A 21,463-nucleotide genomic window follows, 5' to 3' on the forward strand; every position below is an offset into this window, starting at 1 on the left:
TTATCCACAGGGGCGCCGGCGTGGGGTCAGCGAAGCTGCTTCAATGCCTCCAGCACACCACCGGCGCCGTCCTCGGCCGACAAGTCGACGGCCAGTTCCTGAGCTCGACGCCGATAGCGCGGGTCGGTCACGGCCGTCGCCATGGCGGTCGCCAACCGGTCGGCGCTCAGGCGGCGGAACGGGACCACGGCCGGCGCCACCCCCAGCAGTTGCAACCGGCGCGCCCAGAAAGGTTGATCGACCATGAGAGGCACAGGCACCGCGGGCACGCCCGCACGCAGCCCGGCCGCGGTTGTGCCGGCCCCCGCGTGGTGGACCACCGCGGCCATCCGCGGGAACAGCCACTCGTGCGGCACGTCCCCGACCGTCAGCACGTCGTCGCCGGCGCCGCGAAGCCCAGCAGCGCCAAGCCCGGCGGCGTTAACCCCGGCGGCGTCAAGCCCAGCGGTGCCGAGCCCAGCGGCGTCAAGCCCAGCTGCCCCAAGCCCAGCGGTGCCGAGCCCCGCGGCTTCCAGCCCAGCGCCGTCCAGCCCTGCGGCGTCCAGGCCGGCCCAGCCCGCGCTGAGCACCGCCCGCACCCCGGCGGCCCGCGCGGCCGACACCACCAGCGCCGAGAGCGCCCTGCGGTCGGCGGCGGGCATGCTGCCGAAGCCGATGTAGACGGGAGGCGGCCCGGCCTCCAGGAAGGCGGCCAGCTCGGGCGGGGGCGTGAAGTCGGGTTCGGGGGCGGCCCACCAGTAGCCGACCGTGGTGCACGAGGACGGCCAGTCCGCGGGCTGCGGCACGACGCGCGGGCTGTAGCCGTAGCAGATGGGCCAGCCGGATTCGTCGAGGTTGCGCAGCCACTGGCGGTGCCCGATGGGGGGCAGGCCGAGTTCGGCGCGCAGCGCCCGCACCCCGCGCCGGTAGGGTTGCGAGCCCCACTCGAGCACGGCCCGGGCCGCCGCGCGGTTGCCGCGGGCGCCCAGCGAGCGCGTGGTGACGGTGGACGGCGGGAACTCGCGCGTGGGGGTCATCGGCTGCAGGTAGACGCCCAGGCTGGGCCGCCCGAGCCCCTCGGCCACGTGGCCGCCGATCCAACCGGCGGGGGTCAGCAGCAGCACGTCGGCGGTCCGGGCGGCTTCGGCCATCGCCCGGCCCAGGGGCAGTGCCTGCGCGCCGACCGACCGGTTGACCGCGAGGATCCCGGTCAGGGAACCGCTGCCCGCCTTGGCGCTCAGCTCCTCGTGGGTGTCGAGCGGCAGGGCGGCGTACCGGAGGCCGTGCCCCACGACCATCTTCTCGAAGAGCATGTGCGTGGCCACGGTGACCTCGTGCCCGGCCTGCTCGAGCCGCACGCCCAGGCCCACGTAGGGCACCACGTCGCCGCGGCTGCCGACGGCCAGGATGGCGATCCGCATCGTCAGCTCCTCGAGATCTGCCGGGCGCCGATGGCCAGCATCACCAGCGCCGGCACGTAGATCAGGCCGACCGAGGCCGCGCCGATGAGCACAAAACCGGTCAGCAGACCGGCGCAGCCCCACACCAGGATCCGTTGCGGGCCGGCCAGAAGCGGCAGCACGGTCAGCACCACCGGCACGGCCAGCACGAACGCGACGCCCGGGCCCTCCTGCGACACCAGGCTGATCAGCAGAACGATGCCGGCGGCCACCGCATAGACGGCCGCACCCCCGAACCAGAACCGTCCCATGCCTTCATTGACGCACATGCCCTCTGTCAGCATGCTGAGGCACCCCGTGACAGATCATTTCCCGTACGGGCGGTCGCGCCGGGCGACGCGCAACGTCTCCGACCACCAGTCGAGCTCGCCCAGCGCCATGTCGAACGCCTTGGCCACCGGTTCGGGGGCGGTGTAGCCGGTCGGGCCGAGGTCGTACCAGGGCGCGTGCAGCCCCACCACCCGGCGGGTGGTGACCATGTGGAGCTCGGCGAAGACGCCGCGCAGATGCTCGGTGGCCAGCAGACCGCCCTGCACCCCGTACGACAGGACGGTGGCCGGTTTGAACATCCACTCGCGGTAGTGCCAGTCGATCGCGCGCTTGAGGCTGCCGGGATAGGAGTGGTTGTACTCGGGCGTGACGAACACGAAACCGTCGGCCTTGTCGAGACGCTCGGCGATCGGGGTCGGGGTGCCGCCACCGGGCTGCAGCAGCTCGTCGTCGGGCAGCACGCATTCGGCCAGGTCGACCAGGTCGTGGGGGCCGAACTGGGCGGTGACGCGGGTGCCGGCCCAGTCGGCCAGGACCCGTCCCATTCGCTCCCCGCGGACGCTGGCGGCCAGGACGACGATGTGCGATGTCGAAGTCATGGGCACCACGCTGGGCCTTCAACATATGTTTAAGTCAAGTCATGACCACCACGATCTCCCACACCCGTTCGGTCGGCGACGTGGCCGCCGAGAGCGGGGTCGCCCCGTCCGCGGTCCGCTTCTACGAGCAGCACGGCATCATCACGGCCATCCGTACGGCGGGTGACCAGCGCCGCTTCGACGCGAGCGCGGCCTGCCGCATCCGGGTGGCCAAGGTGGCGCAGCGGGTCGGCCTGACGGTCCGCGAGATCGCCGACGTCTTCGCCGCCCTGCCCGATGACCCCGCGCCCGCCGACTGGAGCCAGGTGGCCACCACGCTGATAGCCGAGGCCGAAGCCCGCACCGCGGCGCTCAAGTCGTACCTGAACGACATGCGAGGCAACGGCCGCCTCTGCGAGATCGACGCCTGAGCCGTACGCCGCCGGGCGGCGACCCGGGTCAGTCGCGCAGGTTGGTGGGGTTGAGGTCGGTTTCCTCGTGCCGGACGTAGCGGTTGTAGAGGAACGTGATCAGCCACAGGATGACGCCGATGACCAGCAGGATGCCGGCGATCCGGTAGTCGGCGGCGGCGCGGCCGGAGAGGGGGCTGGCCAAGTAGGCGCAGGCCAGGGCGCCGATCACGGGGATGACGGTGGGGGCCTTGAAGTGGTTGTGGTCGACCGGGTCGCGGCGCAGGACCAGGACGGCGATGTTGACGACGGTGAAGACGCACAGGAGCAGCAGCGAGGTGGTGCCGCCCAGGGCGGTCAGGTCGGCGAACCAGATGAGACCGAAAGCGATTACCGTGGTGAAGACGATGCCGACCCACGGCGTACGGCGGCGGGGGTGGACCTTTCCGAGGATCTTGGGGAGCACGCGCTCGTTGGCCATGCCGTAGAGCAGGCGGCTGGCCATCAGCATGTTGATCAGGGCCGAGTTGGCCACGGCGAACATCGTGATGAAGGCGAAGATCCAGAGCGGGAAGGCGGAGGCGCCGGCCTCGACGACCTTCAGCAGCGGGGCGTCGCCCTCGCCCAGTTCCGCCGGGGGCACGAGGGCGACCGACGAGATCGAGACCAGCACGTAGATGAGGCCGGTGATGCAGAGCCCGGTCAGCATCACCTTGGGGAAGATGCGTACGGGGTCCTTGGTCTCCTCGGCCATGTTGACCGAGTCCTCGAAGCCGACCATGGCGAAGAAGGCCAGCGCCGTCGCCGCGGTGACCGAGAAGAACGCGGACTCGCCCTCGGCCGCTGAGAAGTCGGTGAGCCGGGACAGGTCGCCGTTGCCGCCGCCCAGCGCCCACGCGCCGATGCAGATGACGATCAGCAGGCCGGTCAGCTCGACACAGGTGAGCAGCACGTTGAGCTTCACGCTCTCGCCCACACCGCGGAAATTGATCAGCCCGATCAGCAGCATGAAGCCGAGCGCGATGGCGGTGAGCGCGAAACCGTCACCGATCGACAGGTCGAACGCCTCGACGAAGTTCGACGCGAACGCCTTCGACGCGCTCGACGCCGACGTGAGGCCCGAGCACATCACCGCGAAGGCGATGATGAATGTCAGGAAATGGATGCCGAAGGCTTTGTGGGTGTAGAGCGCGGCCCCGGCCGCCCGGGGATATTTGGTGACCAGTTCGAGATAGCTGAACGCGGTCAGCAGCGCCACCAGGAACGCGATGAGGAACGGCAGCCACACGGCGCCGCCCACCTCGTTCGCCACCCGGCCGGTGAGCGCGTAGACGCCGGTGCCGAGAATGTCGCCGACCACGAAAAGCAGGAGCAGGCCCGGGCCCATGACCCGCTTGAGTTCCGGTTCGCGTCCTGTTTCCTTCACCACCGCGTCGTCCGCCATAACCGCGAGACTGGTACAGATCTGCGGTTCTGTCGAGTCAGAGCTATCGACGGGTCGCGATCACCCGCTAACGTCTAGTGATGCGCATCGTCGTAGCTGCGAAACCCGAAGCCGACCAGCCCTGGCTCGCCGACGCGGTGATCGGCCTGGCCAAACAGACCGGCGCGACGATCTCGGTGGTCGCCGCCGACGGTGTCGAGCTCGAACGGCTGGCCTCCGTGCCCCGCACGGTGTTCTCCGACGCCGCGTACGCCGCAGCCACCTCGATCGCCCGGCGGCTGGCCGGGGCCGGGGTCGAGGCGACCGTCACGGTGCTGCCGGGGCGGCCGGTGGCGGCGATCCTCGACTTCGCCAAGCAGAACAACGCCGACCTGATCGTGGCCGGCTCGAGCACCCGGCCGAGGGTGGCCGAGCGGCTGCTCGGAAGCGTGCCGCTCGACCTGATCAAACAGTCCGCCAAACCGGTCCTGGTGATCACCCATCCGGGACATCCAGCCTGAAAGCCGGACTGTGGAAATCTAGGCGCCGGTCACCACACAGCTGACGCCGTCGGGACCCGACCCGATCTTGGTGGGCTCGTCGCCCGTGTCGTTGCCCTCGAACAGGTCGCACAGCGAGATCTCCCCGCCGGTCAGTGTCACCCCGTCGATCGTGAGCCGGTCACCGAGGTTGACGTTGACGCCGGCCAGGGTGTCGCCCGGCGCCGTGGCCGTGATGTTCTCCATCCGCACGGTCCGGGCGGCCTGGGTCGAGCAGTTGCCGCACGAGCGGTACAGCTTGCCGAAGTCGGACACCTCGAAGTTGCGGATCGTCACCGACCCGCCGGCGCCCCGGTTGTCCTGGAACACCTTGTCCGAGGCGGCGGCCGCGCTGCCGCCGTCGATCACCACGGTCGCGTTCGCGCCGCGGAAGGTGGCCGCGTCCTCGCCGACGTCCTCCCAGTGCACGTTGGTCAGGGTGCAGCTGCCGGCGCAGTGCACGCCGTCCGCCGCCGGGCTGCCCAGGATCACGTTTTGCAGAGTGGCGCCCGGGGCCAGGTCGAACAGGGCGTCCTGCCCCTCCTCCTGACCGTCGCCGCCGAGGTCGCCGCCGCCGATGAACCGCTTGTTCTCGCCGTCGAACACGCCGCTGACCTCGATCGTCTCGGTCACGACCTGCTCACCGGTGGCGGGCGGTACGGCCGCATCGGCGAAGTTGGCGAAGAGCACCGCGGCGCCCACCCCGACCACACCGACCGATGCGGCGAGGACACGCTTGAGTCCAGTCATAGCTGGCCTTCCACTATCAAGCCCCCACAGCCGACAGATGTCGGCAAGGGGTACGGACCGGCCGCGTGTCCGGTTCAGCCCGCGAGCGCCTCGTTGATCTGCCGGGTCGTCGACGCGGCCACGTCCGGGCGGGTGGCGGAGTACGAGCAATAGGCGTTGAGACCCGCCGCGAGCGCCCATCCCCGGCCGCGCGCCCAGGTCGCGTCGTCGACCCCCAGACGCTCGCGGAAGACCGCCCGGGACGCGGCCGACATGAGCGTGAACGGCATCATCATGTCCCGCGCCGGGTCGCCGCGGCCCAGCCCGCCGAAGTCGATGACCGTCGTGACCCGGCCGCCCTCGGCGAGCAGGTTGCCGGTGTGGAAGTCGCCGTGGAACCAGACCGGCGGCCGGTCCCAGCCGGGCGCGTCGAGGGCCGCCCGCCAGACCTCCGACAGCGCCGCCGCGTCGAACGTCCCGGCCACCTCAGCGATCGCCGCCCGGGTCGCCTCGTCCCGCGCGGCCAGCGCCTCGTCGTCAGCCAAAACCCGGCCGGGGACGGGCGCCCGCTGCAACGCCGTCAGGAAGTCGGCCAGGACCACGGCGGTTTCCCGCGAGCCGGCGAACTGGTCCACAGTGGCCACTCTGCCGGGAAGCCACCGGGAAACGGCCCAGTGCCATGGATAGCCGAGGTCCGGTTCGCCCACGGCCACCGGCGACGGAATGACCAGCGGCAGATGCGGGGCCAGCCGGGGCAGCCACTCGAACTCCAGCCGGGCCTGATCCACCGCGCCCGCGTGCCGCGGCAGGCGTACGGAGAACTCGTCGCCCAGGCGGTGGATCACGTGGTCGGAACCGGCCGGGTCGACCAGCGTCAGCGGCCACCCGGACCACTGCGGGAACTGCCGGTCGACCAGTCGCCGCACCAGAGCCGTGTCGATCTGCACCCGGCCATCACAGACGACCGGCGGCCGGCTGTCGACCTCATTTCACCGTCACAGCGCGTCCGGGCCGCCCACGTTGCGGATCATCCGCTGGAGCACGGCAACCGTGGTGGCGTAGTCGGCGTCGTCGATGCCCTCGTGGATGGCGTCCCGGATGGCCGGGGTGAACTTCTTGAGGCCGGCCAGCGCCTCCTCCCCCGCGTCGGTGATCCACAGGCGATCGTCGTCGTCGCGGCGCAGCCAGCCGCGCTCGATGAGGGGTTCCGCGGCCTCGGCGAGGTCGTCCTCGCGGCGCAGATAGGTAGACATCGCCTCTTCGAGCTCGGCCAGGGTCATGCCGTGGCCGTCGGGCGAGATGTCGCGTGGGGACAGATTGCGCAGCAGCCAGAACTGCGGCTGAGTGTATCCGTGGGCGGCCTGCTGGTCGCGGATGAAGGCGATGATGGCCTCGTACGCGACACCGGTCCAGTAGGCGACGGGCTGGGCGGCGAGATCGGTGGTCGTCATCGCGACACCGTAGAAAGTGAACCCGGCTTGAGGTCAAGACGCACTCACTGCCGGGATGGTGCAGTCTTCTCCTCTGGATAGTTGAAAGCAACACCAAATCCGGAAATTAACCGGTCGGGTGGCACAGAAGGGACCGATCGCCATCGATGGGAGTTACTCGTCCAGTCACCCATCCATAACGTCGGATATGCAGAAGGTGACGAACGCGTTTAGGTAGATCTCGCTCGGATATCGAGAGTCATCAGACAGTCACGCCGGCCGGGTGAAGGGATGACCCCGTGGTCAACGCAGTAATTTACGTTCGCCCTGAGAACTACAGCGCGAGCGCTGCCCGATGCCTGGACTACTGTTCGGCCCGCCGCTACAACGTCGTCGGCATCATTCCGGGTGACTGGACGGCGGCGATGCGGATGCTGGACCTCGGTTCGGCGTCGGTCGTCGTGGTGTCGTCGGTCGAGCAGGTCGAGCCGCGGCCGGGGGTCGAGATCGCCCCGAAGCCGTCGTCGCGCCGCAAGGCGGGCGCCCGTTCGGCGGCCAACTCCGCGCGCAACCGCTGGTCCGACACCCCTGCGCAGTCCACAGGGGAGCCTGCCGCGGCCCGGCACTACCGCTACTGACAGCGAATGCCCTTCTGCCCGCCGTGTGCACGGCGGGCAGTTTGCATTTCCGGCGACCGCTGATAACGTACAACCAAATGGTTGTAGATGCCGATCGCGTGTTCCAGGCGCTCGCGGATGCGACCCGGCGCGACATCCTCGCCCGGGTCCTGCACGAGGGCCATTCCGTCTCGGCGCTGGCCCGGCTCTATCCGATGAGTTTCGCCGCGGTGCAGAAACACGTGGCGGTGCTGGAACAGGCCGGGCTCGTGTCCAAGGAACGCCGCGGCCGGGAGCAGCTTGTCCACGGCGACGTGGCGGCGCTCCGGCGGGCCGGCGGCGTGCTGACCGAGCTGGAGTCGCTCTGGCGGCACCGGGTCCGCGGCATCGAGGACGTTCTCAGAGGAGACAACGATGACAGTGCTGGACGTGCACCGTGACGAAGAAGATCTGACGCTCAGGCTGGTGGCCGAGTTCGACGCCGAGCCGGCCCGGGTGTGGCAGGTCTGGGAGGATCCGCGCCAGCTGGAGCGCTGGTGGGGCCCGCCGGCCTGGCCGGCCACGTTCGACACGCACGACTTCCGGGCCGGCGGCCGCTCGGCCTACTACATGACCGGCCCCGACGGCACCAAGGCGCACGGCTGGTGGCAGATCACCGCGATCGAGGCGCCGGGCCGGCTCGAGTTCGACGACGGCTTCGCCGACCAGAACGGCGTTCCCGTTCCCGAACCCGCCGCCACGCACTCGACGGTCACCCTGGAGGCGGCCGGCGCCCGCACCCGCATGACGGTGACGACGCAGTTCAGCACGCTCGACCACCTGCAGGAGATGGCCAAGATGGGCATGGAAGAGGGCCTGCGCCTGGCCGTGGGACAGATCGACGAGGTGCTGGGCTCATGAGAGAAGTCGTGGTCGTCGGTTCGGTCAGCCTCGACGGCGTGATGCAGGCGCCGGGCACACCGACCGAGGACAAGACCGGCGGTTTCCCGTACGGGGGCTGGCTGGCGCCCTTGTGGGACGACGAGGTCGGCGCGTTCCTGTCCGAGACGATGAGCAAGCCCTTCGACATGCTGCTCGGCCGGGGCACGTACGACATCCTGGCCGCCTACTGGCCCGGCGCCCCCGAGGAGGCCGGCGCGAAACCGTTGAACGACGCCACCAAGTACGTCGCCTCCCACGGCGCCCCGCCGCTGCCGTGGGCGCGCTCGGTGCTGCTGACCGGCGACGTGCCGGCCGAGGTGGCCGCCCTCAAACGCACCGACGGCCCCGAACTTCAGATCCACGGGAGCCCGATCCTGATCCAGTCGTTGTGGCGGGCCGGCCTGATCGACCGTTTCCGCCTGGTGATCGCGCCTGTGGTGCTGGGCCGCGGGAAGCGGATGTTCGCCGACGGCTCGGCGGCCGGCGCCCTGCGTCTGGTCGGCAGCCGGCCGTCGCCGAACGGGCTGACGCTGGCCACCTACGAGCCCGCGGGCCAGGTCAAGACCGGCTCCATGGCGTGAGGACGGGCGGATAAAGTCCTGCCATGACGTTCTCGATCGTGGCCCGGTCGGCCGACGGCCAGGCTCTGGGTGTCGCCGTGGCCAGCAAGTTTCTCGGGGTCGGGGCGGCGGTGCCGGCCGCGCTGGCCGGCGTGGGCGCGGTGGCGACCCAGTCCTACGCCAACCTCGCCTACCGGCCGCAGGCTCTCGCGCTGCTCGGCACCGGCGTCGCGGCCACCGAGACGGTGAAGGCTCTGCTCGCGGGCGACGCCGGGCCGGTGCAGCATCGGCAGGTCGGCGTGGTCGGACCGGAGGGGCCGGGAGCCACCTTCACCGGGGACCAGTGTCACGACTGGGCCGGTGGCGCGGCCGGGGACGGCTACGCGATCCAGGGCAACATGCTGGCCGGGCCGGAGGTCGTGGCGGGCATGGAGAAGGCGTGGCTGGCGGGCGCCGGTCAGACCCAGCTGGCCTACCGGCTTCTCGACGCGCTGCGGGCCGGTGACCTCGCGGGCGGTGACCGGCGCGGGCGGCAGAGCGCGGCGCTCTACGTGGTGTCCGCGGGCAGGGGCTACGGCGGCACCAGCGACGTGTGGGTGGACCTGCGCGTGGACGACCACGCCGACCCGGTGGCCGAGCTCGGGCGGCTGCTCGAGATGCACAGCCTGTATTTCGAGTTCCCCGACCCGGCGACCCTGCTTCCGCTGACCGGCGCGCTGGCCGACGAGGTGGCGTCCCGGCTGGCCGCGGCCGGGCACGTGGGGCCCGACCTGGACGAGTCCTTGGCGTCGTGGGCGGGCATCGAGAACCTCGAGATGCGCATCGTCGAGGGGCACATCGATCCGCTGGTGCTGGAACAGCTGAGGTCAGGCGGCCGGGCGGCTCTCTAGCGGGTCGCACAACCGGGCGAGCGCCCCCGTGAGCCCCTCGGGGGTGCCGTCCGCGGTCAGGTGGCGTACGGCTGCGGGGTCCAGAGGCGGCACGGCGACGTGCGAAATCTGCGGATGGTGCGGCCGGGACGGGTGTTCGCCCGCGCCGAAGAGGACGTCACCCAGCTTCTCGCCGGGACGCAGGCCGGTGTAGACGATGTCGATCGGGCGGCCGGCCAGCGTGATCATCTGGTGGGCCAGCTCGGCGATCGGCACGGGCTCGCCCAGCTGCAGCACCAGGGTCTGGCCGGGCTCGCCCACGGCGGCGGCCTGGATGGTCAGGCTGACCGCTTCCTGCGTGGTCATCAGATAGCGCGTGACGTCGGGGTGGGTGAGCGTGATCGGGCCGCCGTCGGCGATCTGCGCGGAGAACTTGGCGACCACGGAGCCGCGGCTGCCGAGCACGTTGCCGAAGCGGACGCTGACGCCGCCGTGGTGCGCGGTGACCCGTTCGGTGATCCGCTTGGTGTAGCCGAGCACGCTGACCGGGTCGGCGGCCTTGTCGGCCGAGATGTTGACGAACACCCCGGCGCCGGCGGCCGCCTCGAGCACGTTGAGGGTGCCGAGCACGTTGGTCTTGACGGCCTCGGCCGGGTGGCGCTCGAGCAGCGGCTGATGTTTGAGGGCGGCCGCGTGGAAGACCACTTCCGGCTTTCCCGTACGGAACACCTCGCGCACCCGGCCGGCGTCGCGGACGTCGGCGAGCTGGACGGACGGGTCGTGCAGCTCGGCCCGCGGGTCGACGCTGAGCTGGACGGCCTGCAGCGCCGCCTCGTCGTGGTCGAGCATCGTCAGGGCGGCGGGATCGTAGCGGTGGATCTGCCGGCACAGCTCGGCCCCGATCTCGCCGCCCGCCCCGGTGACCAGAACCCGCCGCCCGGTCAGCAGGCCGGCGATCGCCCCCGGGTCGGTCTGGATGCGGTGCCGGCCGAGCAGGTCGGTGACCTGGACGTCGCGGACGTCGGCCGCCCCGAGCTCGTGGTCGAGCGTCTCGCTCGCCTCGGGCACGACGAGCAGCCGGGCGCCGGCCGCGACGGTCCGTTCGCGCAGCTCGCGGATGAGTCCGGCCTCGGCGTTGCCGACGGCGAAGATGACCACCTCGGCGCCGGTGTCGGCCACAACCCGATCGAGATCCTGCCGGGTGCCCAGGACCGAGATGCCGGCCAGCCGCTCGCGCCGCTTGGCCGGGTCGTCGTCGAGGATGCCGACCGGCTCGAACGGGCTGTCCGGGTCGAAGACCATGCTGTGCAGCAGCACGCTGGCGGCGCTGCCGGCCCCGAAGACGAGCGCCGGCACCCGCCCGGGCGCGCTCCCCCGGCGGCGGGCCCACCGCTCGTACCCCACAGCCAGCGTGTAGAGCAGGCGTTCGCCCCGGGTGTCCCTCTGCTGCCGCACACTTTCAGGGTAATTCGGGGCGAACCGCCGCGCGTAACAACGGCAACCACACCTCGTCGATCGTCTCCGTGATCCATTCCTGGGAGACCGGGCGCATGGTCATCAGCATCTCGTTGCGGAACAGGTCGAAGGGCAGATCGACGATCCGGGCCGACCGCGGCACGTCGGGCAGCTCGCCGCGGGCCACGGCCCGGTCGACGATGCGCTGGAAGCCGGTCGGCTGGTTGGCCGGGCGCAGCGAGTCGCGCAGCTCGCGGAAGCTGCTCCCGGTGGCCCGGAAGTACTCGACCAGCTGGGCGCTGATCAGGGTCATCAGGCCGGTGCGGCCCTGGTCGACGTTGCGCAGGAAGCCGATCGCGTCGTCGCGCAGCGAGCCGGTGTCGGGCACCTCGATCGGCTTGGAGGCCCAGAACTTGCGCAGCGTGGCCAGCAGCAGGTCGTCGCGCTGGGGCCAGCGGCGGTAGAGCACCGGGCGGCTGGTGCCGGCCCGGGCGGCGATCGCCTCGAACGTGAAGCCGTTGTAGCCCTGCTCGATCAGCACCGCCCACGCGGCGTCCAGGATCGCGTCCTCGAGCTCGGCGCCGCGGCGGCGCGTTGTAAGACTCACTTGCGTATCTTAACGCGTCGGCCTACCGTGGGCACCGTTAGATACATTTGCGTATCTTAAGGCGGCCGGCATGGCTATCGAACGGCAAACCCTGCGTACGTCCCTGGCGGTGCTCACCGGCGGCGTCGCGGTCATTCTCGACTCGACGATCGTCAGCGTCGCGCTGCACGAACTGGCCACCGACCTCGACGCCGGAGTCGGCACGATCCAGTGGGTCAGCACGGCCTACCTGCTCGCGCTGGGCACGGTCATTCCGACCGTCGGCTGGCTGCAGAGCCGCCTGGGCGCCAAGCGGCTCTGGATGGCCGCGCTCACCCTGTTCCTGCTGGGCTCGGTGCTCTGCTCGTTCGCCTGGGACGCGCCCTCGTTGATCGGGTTCCGCGTGGTTCAGGGCATCGGCGGCGGCGTGATGATGCCGCTGATGACCACGATGATCATCCAGGCCGCGAGCGTCGCCGACCGGGCCAGGCTGATGACCGTCGTGGCCCTGCCGACCGCGCTCGGGCCCATCCTCGGTCCGGTGATCGGCGGCCTGATTCTCGGCGCCGGCGACTGGCGCTGGCTGTTCCTGGTCAACGTGCCGCTCTGCCTGGCCGGCCTGGCCCTCGCCGCGAGATGGATCCCGGCCGGCGAGCCCAGCCGGCGGGTGCGCCTCGACCTGCCCGGCCTCCTGATGATGTCGCCGGCGCTCGTCGCCCTTCTGTGGGGCCTGTCCAACGTCAGCGGCCGCGGTGGCTTCTCCCGTACGGACGTGCTCCTGCCCCTGATCGGCGGCGCACTGCTGCTGGCGGCGTTCGTGCTGTGGGCCCTGCGCCGCCGCGGCGAGGCGCTGGTCGACCTCGAGGTGCTCCGGTCGCGTCCGACGGCGGTGGCCTCCGCGCTGATGTTCCTTTCGGGCGCTTCCCTGTACGGGGCCATGCTGTTGCTGCCGCTCTACTGGCAGGAGCTCCGCGGCGAGGACGCGCTCGGCGCCGGTCTGCTGCTCATCCCCCAGGGCCTGGGATCCCTGCTCAGCCGTACGGCCGCCGTCCGCCTGGTCGACCGCATCGGCGCGCGCGGCGTGTCGGTCCTCGGGTTCGTGCTGGTCGGCCTGGCCACGGTGCCGTTCGCGTTCGCCGGCGAGCACACCCCGATCTGGCCGCTGATGGCCGCCCTGCTCGTCCGCGGCCTGGGCCTGGGCATGGTGATCATCCCGCTGATGACGGTCGCGTTCACCGGCCTGGAGCACGCCAAGATCCCGCACGCGAGCATCGTCACCCGCATCGCCCAGCAGGTCGGCGGCTCGGCCGGCGTGGCCCTGCTCGCGGTGATCCTGTCGTCGGCCTCCTCCCGTACGGGAGATCTCGCGCATGCCTTCGACGTCGCGTTCTGGTGGACGGTGGGCTTCACCGGCGTCGCGGTCCTGGTGTCGTTCGTCCTGCCCGGCCGGACCGCCGACGCGGCGCCCGCCGACGAGGGCACGCCCCTCGTAGGCTCGGCCCGGTGAGCGACAGCAAGATCGATGTGCTGGTGGTGCGCTGGTACGAGCGGCGGAACTCCACGATCGTCCGGCGCTGGCTGGACGCGGCCCGCGAGCATCTGCCCGAGGCGGTGCCGGTGCGGTTCGGCGACAGCGAGCCGCTGCGGGGGCGCGGAGGCGACGCGGAGGTGCAGGCGGCCTGGGCGAGCGCGTCGCCGTTTCTGTTCCTCAGCGGGAAAAAGCCGGTCCACCACATGGCGATGGACGGCGGCGGTTCCGGCTGGCCGGTGAAGCACGGCCCGACCGTGGTGCAGTCGCTGAACATCGCGACCGGGCCGGACGACGCGCGGGTCCGGGCCTTCGCACGCGCCGTGATGGGCGACGACACGTTCTACGTCTCAGCCTCGATCGCGGGCGGGATGACGCTCGACCGCAACACCTTGTGGGGCCCGGCGGAACGACGGGAGGAGCCGTATCTCGCGCCGATGGGCGACTGGCTCGGGCTGCCACCCGCACCGCCCGCGTGGTGCCGGTTCGGGCCGGCCTACGCCCGGCTGGTCGGCGCCGAAGCGTACGAGCAAGGCCCCTGGGTCCCGGCCAAGCTGCAGGCGCGGCTGGAGGAAATCGAGCCGTCCAAGCGATATGCCCGGAAGATGCCGCGCGGCCTGCGCCGATCCACCTGGCAGTTGATAACAGGTCGCTGAGAAGGGGAAACAAAACCGAAACGGAGGGTTTCTCGGGTCCGGGCCACGTGTTGGGATGAGACGGCAGTCACATCACCACCGTGAAGGGGACCGACCGCATGCTCAACCTCTCGATCCTGCTCGAGGACAGCGCCCGCAACTATCCGGAACGGGCGGCTGTCGTCCTCGGTGACCGGCGCCTGACCTACGCCCAGGTCGACGCGGCCGCCAACCAGGTGGCGAACCTGCTCGTCGAGCGGGGCATCCGGCCCGGCGACAAGGTGGCGCTGTCCTGCCCCAACCTGCCGTACTTCCCGGTCGTCTACTACGGCATCCTCAAGGCGGGCGCGGTCGTCGTGCCGCTGAACGTGCTGCTCAAGGGCCGCGAGATCGCTTATCACCTGAAGGACTCCGAGGCCAAGGCCTACCTGTGCTTCCAGGGCACCCCCGAGCTGCCGATGGGCGCCGAGGGGTTCGCCGGCTTCCAGCAGACCGACGGGTGCGAGACGTTCCTGCTGATCACGGCCGACCCGGCCGCGCCGTCGCCGATCGAGGGCGCCGAGACGCTGGGGGCGGGGCTGGCCGGCCGGTCGCCGGTGTTCGAGGCCGTGCTGCTGCCCGAGACCGACCCGGCGGTCATTCTCTACACCAGCGGCACCACCGGTCAGGCCAAGGGCGCCAAGTTGTCGCACGCGAACCTGCTGCTGAACGCGCTCACCTGCAACCGGCTGTTCGGTGGCACCCCGGGCACCGACACGCACCTGCTCGTGCTGCCGCTGTTCCACTCGTTCGGCTCGACGGTGAACATGAACGCGGGCTTCGCCACCGGGGCCACGCTCGTGCTGCTCCCCCGCTTCGACGCCGCGGCCGCCGTCCAGCTGCTGCAGAGCGAGAACGTCACCTTCTTCGCGGGCGTGCCGACGATGTGGTGGGGGCTGCTCAACGCGCTCGGCGAGGGCGTCGACGTGGCGCGCATCGCGGCCAACATGCGCGTGGCCGTCTCGGGCGGGTCCAGCCTGCCGGTCGAGATCATCAAGGCGGTCAAGGAGCGCTTCGGGGTGACCATCCTCGAGGGGTACGGGCTGTCCGAGACCTCGCCGGTGGCCACGTTCAGCCGGCCCGGCGCCGAGCCGCGGCCCGGTTCGATCGGCGTGCCCATCTGGGGTGTCGAGGTCAAGCTGATCGACGCCGAGTGGAACACGGTCGAGGGCGCGGACGAGATCGGCGAGATCGCGATCCGCGGCCACAACATCATGCGCGGCTACTACAACCGGCCCGAGGCGACGGCCGAGGTCATGCGGGACGGCTGGTTCCGCAGCGGCGACCTGGGCCGGCGCGACAAGGACGGCTACTACTACATCGTCGACCGGGCCAAAGACATGATCATCCGCGGTGGCTTCAACGTCTATCCGCGCGAGATCGAAGAGGTTCTGATGACCCACGAGGCCGTCTCGCTGGCCGCGGTGATCGGCGTGCCGCACCCCAGCCACGGCGAGGAGGTCAAGGCGTTCGTGATCCTCAAGCCGGGCGCGACGGCCACCGGGGACGAGCTGGTCGAGTGGAGCAAGGAGCAGATGGCGGCGTACAAATATCCGCGCGTCGTGGCCATTGTGGAGTCGCTGCCGATGACCGCCACCGGCAAGCTGCTCAAGCGCGAGCTGAACTGATCTCCAGGACGACGACGGTGCCCGGCGGCCCCGGCCGCCGGGCACTTGCATGGATGGCGCACAGTGAAGGCCGCACAACAGCGGGGAGAGTAGCTTGACGACTGCGCTGGCGGCACGGCCCGCACCAAGGAACAAAGAGCGGAACGCCGGCGTGTGGCGCCGGGTCGGCGGTCTGCGGCACACGTCCCCCGGCCGGCTGCAGTTGCTCATCGCCACGCTGGTCGCGCTCGGGTTGTTCAGCGGCCTGCTCGCGGGCGTGGCCGGCTCGTCGGCCGCCGCGGGCACGAGCGACCTCGGCGACCGCGCGCAACCGCTGCTGGTCGAGTCCGAGACGATCTATGCGGCGCTGGCCGACGCCGACACCACCGCCGCCCAGGCGTTCCTGGCCGGCGGGCTCGAGCCGAGCGCCCTGACCCGCCGCTACGACGCCGATCTGGAACGCGCGATGACCGCGCTCACCTCGGCGGCCCGGCGCACCCCCGCCGACGGCCCGGCGGCCGAGGCGCTGCGCACGCTGTCGGCCGGGGTCGCGCAGTATTCGGCGCTGGTGGCCACGGCCCGGGCCAACAACCGCCAGGGTCTGCCGGTCGGCTCGTCGTATCTGTCCGAGGCTTCCCGCCTCAATCGCGACACGCTGCAGCCGCAGGCCCGCGAGCTGTTCCGCGGCGCGCAGAACGAGGTCGAGGACGGCTACTCCGCGGCCGGTGCGCTCGGCTGGGTGGCGTTGCTGCTGCTGTCGCTGCTGGCCCTGGCGACCACCCTGATCCTGACCCAGCGCTACCTGAGCCGCCGTACGCACCGCACCTTCAACGTGCCGTTGCTGGCCGCGACCGCCCTGACCGTGGTGTTCACGGTCGGCGCGATCGCGATCCTGGCCGTCCAGCAGGCGCGTCTCGATCGCGCGGCCAACCAGGGCTCGGGGCCGATGGCGTCGATCGCCCAGAGCCGTCTGCTGACCCTGCAGGCCCGGGGCGACGAGGCGCTGACGCTGGCGGCGCGGGCGGGTTCCGGCCCGTACGAGGAGGACTTCGCTTCGGTCACGGCGAGACTGACCCAGCCGGGCGGCCCGATGGTCAACGAGTACTCCCGGCTCGACCCGCAGCTCGGCCGCACGATGGACCGGGCATCGACGCGGCTCGAGCAGTACGCCGGTGTGCACAAGGAAGTACGCGCGCTCGACGACAACGGCGAGTACGACAAGGCGGTGGCGCTCGCGATCGGGCCGGAGACCACCAAGGTCTTCGAGGACCTGCGCTCCGACCTCGACTCCGCGCTGGAGAACCGCAAGACGTTCTTCACCGGCGAGATCGAGCGGGCCGGCAGCGGGCTGGGCCTGCTGACCGTGCTCGGGCCGCTGCTCGGCCTGGCCATCTGCGTGCTGGCGTTCGCCGGGCTCCGCGCGCGACTGGAGGAGTACCGCTGATGCGCATCCGAGCAGTCCTCGCCGTCACCGTGCTCGCCGCCACCGCCGCCCTGGCCGGTTGCTCGGGCGACACCGGCCCGCTGCCCTCCGCGAGCACCCTGCCGAAGGAGAACGGCGTGGCCCAGCCGGCGCCGGCCGAACGGGAAGCCGCGCCCGCGTGCAACCCGCGGGCCAGCCTGCGCCCGGGCCCGGGAGCGTTGCCCACGCCCGGTGACATGCCGGCCGGCACCTACATGGAAACAATCCAGAAGCGCGGCCGCCTCGTGCTCGGCACCAGCCAGGACACGCTGCTGTTCAGCTCGCGCAACCCGTTCACGGGTCAGATCGAGGGCTTCGACGTCGACATGGGCCGCCAGATCGCCGAGGCCATCTTCGGCGACCCCACCAAAATTCAGATCAAAGTCATCGGGTACGACAAGCGGGTCAGTTCCGCGGCCGACGGCAGTGTCGATATCGTCGCGGACACGATGACGGCGAACTGCGACCGCTGGAGGGACGTGCTGTTCTCCAGCATCTATTACGAGGCCGGGCAGAAGGTGCTGGTGTCGAAGACCTCGCCGGCGAAGTCCATCGAGGACCTCGGCGGCAAGAAGGTGTGCTCGGCGGCCGGCTCCACCTCGTTCGAGAACATCGAGAAGGTGGCGTCGAAGCCGGTCGCGGTGGCCAAACCGGCGTTCGGCGACTGCCTGGTCGCGTTTCAGCGCAACGAGGTCGACGGCATCTCGACCGACGACACGATCCTGGCCGGCATGGCCGCGCAGGACCCGTACGCCAAGGTCATCGGGCCTCGCTTCACCGACGAGCCGTACGCGATGGCGATGTCGAAGGCGCACCCCGAGTTCGCCCGGTTCGTCAACGCCGTGCTCGAGCGCAACCGCGCCGACGGCACCTGGAAGAAGACGTACGAGCGGTGGCTGGGCGACTTCGGCGCGGCCCCCACCCCGCCGAAGGCCCAGTACGGCAGATGACGGCGCAGGCGGAGGCGGAGCTGCTGCGGCTCGAGACCGCGATGACGGCGATCGCGGCCAACCTGGTCGACCTCGACGACAACCCGGCCCGCAAGGAGCTGGACAAGTCCCGGCTGACCGGCCGGACCGCCGTCGCCTGGGCCGACGCCACCGCGGCGCTGACCGAGCTGTGGGACGGCTATCGGCTGCTCACCGAGGTCATCACCCGCGGCCGGGCGCTGCGTGACCTCAAGCGGCCCAGTGACGCCGAACGCGGGCAGTTCCGGCACCAGGTGCTCGGCGAGTCGATCACCCTGTCGGTCGACGTCGTTCCGCTGGCCCAGCGCGGCCTGCTCGGGCCGGGCCAGGTGCTCAACACCTGCACACCGGCGCAGCTGCTGTCGGCGATGGAGGCCGCGTTCGCGACGGCGGTCGGGGTGGCCACCCGGGCCGGCGAGGCGTGGGACAGGCTGCTCCCGGCCGCGGCCGAGGCGGCCGGCGCCCTCGAGACCGTACGCCGCCTGACCCGGCAGGCGGGCGGCAGCACGGCCACGATCGACGAGGCGGACCGGCGGCTCGGGCAGTTCACGGCGACGCTGGCCGGCGATCCCCTGGGCGTGCACGAGCGCGACCTGGCCGCCGTACGCACCCTGATCCAGCGGGCCGACGCCGAGCGCACCTCGGCCGGCGAGTTGCGCGAGGCCCTGACCCAGCGGCTGGCCGACGCGCATCGCCTGGCGGCCGAGCTGGTGGTGGCGACCGAGGAGGCCTACGCCGCCGCCGAGAAGGCCGCCGGCCGGTTCCCGCCGCACGAGATCGCCGCCGTGCCCGCCGGTGACCTGCGACCCGACCTGGCCGCGATCGATGCGCTGGCCGCGGCCGGTCACTGGCCGCTGATCAGCGCGCGGCTCTCCGAGTGGACCCGGCGGGCCCGCGAACGGCTCACCACGCTGCGCGAGGGCGCCGCCGGCAACGCCGGGCTGCTGGCGGACCGCAACGAGCTGCGCGGCCGCCTCGACGCCTATCAGGCCAAGGCGCTGCGCCGCGGAGTGGCCGAGCACCCCCGGCTCTCCCCGCTGGCCACGGCCGCGCGCGAGGCGCTCTACGTGGCGCCGTGCGACCTCGGCGCCGCCCGCCGGGCCGTCACCGCCTACCAGGATGCGCTCACCGCCACGATCGCGAAGGACGGCCGATGAAGTGCGAACGTAACTGCCCCGGGATGATCGAGGACGGCTACTGCGACACGTGCGGGCTCGCGCCGCGGGCCGCTGCGGTGCCGAAACCGCGCGAGGCCACGGTGGCCACCGGGCCGTCGTCGCGGACCAGCGCGCTGTCCACCCGTACGGCCGGGTCGGCCCGCACCGGCAGCTCGCGCACCGGGTCGTCCCGGCGGCGCTTCGGCGGTGGCCTGGTCGACATCGCGCCGATCACCCAGGCCGACCCGTCGACCGCCGTGATGGCCGAGGCCGAGGTGCCCGAGTCGAAGCGGTACTGCTCGAAGTGCGGCAACGCGGTCGGCCGGACCCGGGGCGACCGCGAGGGGCGTACGTCCGGCTTCTGCGCCGCCTGCGGCGAGCCCTTCAACTTCACCCCCAAGCTGGTCAAGGGCGACCTGATCGGCGGGCAGTACGAGGTGGTCGGCGCGCTCGCGCACGGCGGCCTGGGCTGGATCTACCTCGCCGTCGACAAAAACGTCTCGGACCGCTGGGTGGTGCTCAAGGGCCTGCTCAACGCGGGCGACGAGGACGCGCTGGCCGCGGCGGTGGCCGAGCGGCGGTTCCTGGCCGAGGTCGAGCACCCGAACATCGTCAAGATCTACAACTTCGTCGAGCACGACGGCGCCGGCTACATCGTCATGGAGTACGTCGGCGGCGAGTCGCTCAAGGGCATCCTCAAGGAGCGCCGCGCGTCGGCCGGCAACACGTCCGACCCGCTTCCGGTCGACCAGGCTCTGGCGTACGTCCTGGAGATCATGCCCGCCTTCGGCTATCTGCACGACCGGGGCCTGATCTACTGCGACTTCAAGCCGGACAACGTGATCCAGGCCGGCGACCAGATGAAGCTCATCGACCTCGGCGGCGTCGTGCACATCGACGACCAGGACGCGGCGCTCTACGGCACAATGGGTTATCAGGCCCCCGAGATGGCCACGCTCGGCCCGTCCATCGCCTCGGATCTCTACACCATCGGCCGTACGCTGGCCGTCCTGACCACCGACTTCCGGGGCTATCAGAGCACGTTCGCCGACAGCCTGCCCAACCGCGGCGAGTTCGAGGTGTACCAGCGCTTCGAGTCGTTCTACCGGCTGCTCGGCCGGGCCACCCGCAAGGATCCGGCGGAAAGGTTCGTCGACGCGGCCGAGATGGCCGAGCAGATGATGGGCGTGCTGCGTCAGGTGCTGGCCACCGGCGGCACCGCCCACCCGGCGCCGTCCCGGCTGTTCACCGGCGAGCAGCGCACCGACCCGCGCTCCGAGACGCCGCGCTGGCAGGACCTGCCGACCCCGCTGATCGACCTCACCGACCCGGCGGCCGCGTTCCTGGCCTCGATGACCGTGACCGAGCCGTCCGAGGTGCTCACGCTGCTCACCACGGCCCCGGTCGACAGCGTCGAGACCCGGCTGCGCGCGTTGCGGGCCCGCATCGACCTGGCCGTGCGCACCAGCGACTTCGGCGAGGCCCGGGAGGCGTGCGACCGGCTGCTCGGCTCCGAGGGCGGGGACTGGCGGGTGGCCTGGTACGACGGGCTGCTGCGGCTGGCCGAGGGCGACTACCCGGCGGCCCGGGTGCGGTTCGACGCGGTGTACTCGGCGCTGCCGGGTGAACTGGCCCCGCAGCTGGCGCTGGGCCTGACGATGGAGCTGGGCGGGGACGCGGCGGCGGCCGGCTATTACGACGTGGTCAGCCGCACGGATCCGTCGTACACGGCGGCCGCGGCCGGGCTGGCCCGCTGCCGTCTGCGCGCCGGCGACCGCACCGGGGCCGTCGAGGCGTACAACCGGGTGCCGGGCACCTCGTCGGCCTATCGCAGCTCGCAGGTCGGGGCGGTGCGCGCGCTCGTGCAGGCGCACCCGTCGGCCGCGCCCGACGTCGACTCGCTGGCCGCGGCGGCGGCCCTGATCGAACGGCTCGAGGTGGAGGCCGCCCAGCTGGCGCAGCTGCGGGCCGAGCTGCTCGAGCAGGCGCTGCGCAACGTGACCGGCCGGGCCACGCTGCCCGCGGCGGTGCTCGGATCCACCCGCAGCGGGGACATCCGGGAACGCGACATCCGGTTCGCGCTCGAGGAGGCGTACCGGGAAATGGCCCGGGCGGCCCACGGGGTCGAGAAGATCCGCCTGGTCGACCTGGCCAACGCCTCGCGGCCCCGGACGCGGACATGACCCGCCCCCTCCCCCACGGCGTACGCCCGGGGGCTCATACTTACGCCCCCGGCACCGG

At 71.5% G+C, this 21,463-nt stretch carries 23 protein-coding genes; 14 read left to right on the plus strand and 9 right to left on the minus strand.

All coding sequences use genetic code 11. The features are described 5' to 3' along the window. Positions 1–26: 26 nt before the first annotated feature. Genes ACZ3I4_RS36995 through ACZ3I4_RS37005 form a run of 3 tightly spaced genes read right to left on the minus strand, consistent with a single transcriptional unit; the run spans position 27 to position 2,308 of the window. On the minus strand, positions 27–1,400 hold the full coding sequence (locus ACZ3I4_RS36995) for a glycosyltransferase (protein WP_465386754.1): 1,374 nt from the start codon (positions 1,398–1,400) through the stop codon (positions 27–29). Between the two features lie 2 nt (positions 1,401–1,402). After that, positions 1,403–1,723 (minus strand): hypothetical protein, encoded by a 321-nt coding sequence (locus ACZ3I4_RS37000; RefSeq protein WP_465386755.1) that lies wholly within the window; start codon positions 1,721–1,723, stop codon positions 1,403–1,405. Between the two features lie 21 nt (positions 1,724–1,744). Then, positions 1,745–2,308 carry an NADPH-dependent FMN reductase gene (locus ACZ3I4_RS37005; protein WP_465386756.1) on the minus strand — a complete coding sequence of 188 codons (564 nt, stop codon included), beginning with the start codon at positions 2,306–2,308 and terminating at the stop codon, positions 1,745–1,747. 41 nt (positions 2,309–2,349) lie between these two features. Between ACZ3I4_RS37005 and ACZ3I4_RS37010 the strand changes: the two genes are divergently transcribed. Beyond that, complete coding sequence (locus ACZ3I4_RS37010; RefSeq protein WP_465386757.1) at positions 2,350–2,718, plus strand: MerR family DNA-binding transcriptional regulator; 369 nt, start codon at positions 2,350–2,352, stop codon at positions 2,716–2,718. Between the two features lie 28 nt (positions 2,719–2,746). Here ACZ3I4_RS37010 and ACZ3I4_RS37015 read toward each other — a convergent pair whose 3' ends face one another. Further along, complete coding sequence (locus tag ACZ3I4_RS37015; RefSeq protein ID WP_465386758.1) at positions 2,747–4,141, minus strand: APC family permease; 1,395 nt, start codon at positions 4,139–4,141, stop codon at positions 2,747–2,749. Positions 4,142–4,221: 80 nt separating this feature from the next. Here ACZ3I4_RS37015 and ACZ3I4_RS37020 point away from each other — a divergent pair, with 80 nt between their 5' ends. After that, positions 4,222–4,641, plus strand: a complete 420-nt coding sequence (locus ACZ3I4_RS37020; RefSeq protein WP_465386759.1) for a universal stress protein — start codon at positions 4,222–4,224, stop codon at positions 4,639–4,641. 18 nt (positions 4,642–4,659) lie between these two features. On the opposite strand, the gene ACZ3I4_RS37025 is transcribed toward ACZ3I4_RS37020, so the two are convergent. From ACZ3I4_RS37025 to ACZ3I4_RS37035, 3 genes are all read right to left on the minus strand, one after another. Further along, positions 4,660–5,409 carry a pectate lyase gene (locus ACZ3I4_RS37025; protein WP_465386760.1) on the minus strand — a complete coding sequence of 250 codons (750 nt, stop codon included), beginning with the start codon at positions 5,407–5,409 and terminating at the stop codon, positions 4,660–4,662. A gap of 74 nt (positions 5,410–5,483) precedes the next feature. Next, positions 5,484–6,335, minus strand: a complete 852-nt coding sequence (locus tag ACZ3I4_RS37030) for an aminoglycoside phosphotransferase family protein (protein ID WP_465386761.1) — start codon at positions 6,333–6,335, stop codon at positions 5,484–5,486. Between the two features lie 48 nt (positions 6,336–6,383). Beyond that, positions 6,384–6,839: a MarR family winged helix-turn-helix transcriptional regulator gene (locus ACZ3I4_RS37035; protein ID WP_465386762.1), complete on the minus strand. Its 456-nt coding sequence runs from the start codon at positions 6,837–6,839 to the stop codon at positions 6,384–6,386. A 278-nt stretch (positions 6,840–7,117) separates the two neighbouring features. On the opposite strand from ACZ3I4_RS37035, the gene ACZ3I4_RS37040 reads away from it, so the two are divergent. From ACZ3I4_RS37040 to ACZ3I4_RS37060, 5 genes are all read left to right on the plus strand, one after another. Further along, positions 7,118–7,456: a hypothetical protein gene (locus tag ACZ3I4_RS37040; RefSeq protein ID WP_465386763.1), complete on the plus strand. Its 339-nt coding sequence runs from the start codon at positions 7,118–7,120 to the stop codon at positions 7,454–7,456. A gap of 77 nt (positions 7,457–7,533) precedes the next feature. Further along, positions 7,534–7,875: an ArsR/SmtB family transcription factor gene (locus tag ACZ3I4_RS37045; RefSeq protein WP_465386764.1), complete on the plus strand. Its 342-nt coding sequence runs from the start codon at positions 7,534–7,536 to the stop codon at positions 7,873–7,875. Beyond that, a complete protein-coding gene (locus tag ACZ3I4_RS37050; RefSeq protein WP_465386765.1) occupies positions 7,850–8,335 on the plus strand; it encodes an SRPBCC family protein in 486 nt (161 codons plus the stop codon). Before ACZ3I4_RS37045 ends, ACZ3I4_RS37050 begins: the two co-directional genes overlap by 26 nt. Next, on the plus strand, positions 8,332–8,937 hold the full coding sequence (locus ACZ3I4_RS37055) for a dihydrofolate reductase family protein (RefSeq protein WP_465386766.1): 606 nt from the start codon (positions 8,332–8,334) through the stop codon (positions 8,935–8,937). The genes ACZ3I4_RS37050 and ACZ3I4_RS37055 overlap by 4 nt, the downstream gene beginning before the upstream one ends. 23 nt (positions 8,938–8,960) lie before the next feature. Beyond that, positions 8,961–9,806 (plus strand): DUF1028 domain-containing protein, encoded by an 846-nt coding sequence (locus ACZ3I4_RS37060; protein ID WP_465386767.1) that lies wholly within the window; start codon positions 8,961–8,963, stop codon positions 9,804–9,806. Here the strand turns inward: ACZ3I4_RS37060 and ACZ3I4_RS37065 are convergent. Further along, positions 9,783–11,240 carry a polysaccharide biosynthesis protein gene (locus ACZ3I4_RS37065; RefSeq protein WP_465386768.1) on the minus strand — a complete coding sequence of 486 codons (1,458 nt, stop codon included), beginning with the start codon at positions 11,238–11,240 and terminating at the stop codon, positions 9,783–9,785. The genes ACZ3I4_RS37060 and ACZ3I4_RS37065 overlap by 24 nt on opposite strands. Before the next feature lie 4 nt (positions 11,241–11,244). Then, the gene (locus tag ACZ3I4_RS37070) at positions 11,245–11,847 is read right to left on the minus strand and encodes a TetR/AcrR family transcriptional regulator (protein ID WP_465386769.1); all 603 of its coding nucleotides are present in this window, start codon (positions 11,845–11,847) and stop codon (positions 11,245–11,247) included. Positions 11,848–11,917: 70 nt separating this feature from the next. Between ACZ3I4_RS37070 and ACZ3I4_RS37075 the strand changes: the two genes are divergently transcribed. The 7 genes from ACZ3I4_RS37075 (at position 11,918) to ACZ3I4_RS37105 (ending at position 21,405) form a co-directional block, all read left to right on the plus strand. After that, positions 11,918–13,333, plus strand: a complete 1,416-nt coding sequence (locus tag ACZ3I4_RS37075; protein WP_465386770.1) for an MDR family MFS transporter — start codon at positions 11,918–11,920, stop codon at positions 13,331–13,333. Continuing rightward, positions 13,330–14,010: a hypothetical protein gene (locus tag ACZ3I4_RS37080; protein ID WP_465386771.1), complete on the plus strand. Its 681-nt coding sequence runs from the start codon at positions 13,330–13,332 to the stop codon at positions 14,008–14,010. Before ACZ3I4_RS37075 ends, ACZ3I4_RS37080 begins: the two co-directional genes overlap by 4 nt. Positions 14,011–14,108: 98 nt before the next feature. Beyond that, on the plus strand, positions 14,109–15,656 hold the full coding sequence (locus tag ACZ3I4_RS37085) for a long-chain-fatty-acid--CoA ligase (protein WP_465386847.1): 1,548 nt from the start codon (positions 14,109–14,111) through the stop codon (positions 15,654–15,656). A 94-nt stretch (positions 15,657–15,750) separates the two neighbouring features. Next, a complete protein-coding gene (locus ACZ3I4_RS37090) occupies positions 15,751–17,079 on the plus strand; it encodes a hypothetical protein (protein WP_465386772.1) in 1,329 nt (442 codons plus the stop codon). Then, on the plus strand, positions 17,079–18,047 hold the full coding sequence (locus ACZ3I4_RS37095) for a glutamate ABC transporter substrate-binding protein (protein ID WP_465386773.1): 969 nt from the start codon (positions 17,079–17,081) through the stop codon (positions 18,045–18,047). Before ACZ3I4_RS37090 ends, ACZ3I4_RS37095 begins: the two co-directional genes overlap by 1 nt. Further along, on the plus strand, positions 18,044–19,222 hold the full coding sequence (locus tag ACZ3I4_RS37100; protein WP_465386774.1) for a hypothetical protein: 1,179 nt from the start codon (positions 18,044–18,046) through the stop codon (positions 19,220–19,222). The genes ACZ3I4_RS37095 and ACZ3I4_RS37100 overlap by 4 nt, the downstream gene beginning before the upstream one ends. Continuing rightward, positions 19,219–21,405 (plus strand): serine/threonine-protein kinase, encoded by a 2,187-nt coding sequence (locus ACZ3I4_RS37105; RefSeq protein ID WP_465386775.1) that lies wholly within the window; start codon positions 19,219–19,221, stop codon positions 21,403–21,405. The genes ACZ3I4_RS37100 and ACZ3I4_RS37105 overlap by 4 nt, the downstream gene beginning before the upstream one ends. Positions 21,406–21,463 lie beyond the last annotated feature (58 nt).

It is taken from the genome of Actinoplanes sp. NPDC021490, from assembly GCF_055562135.1.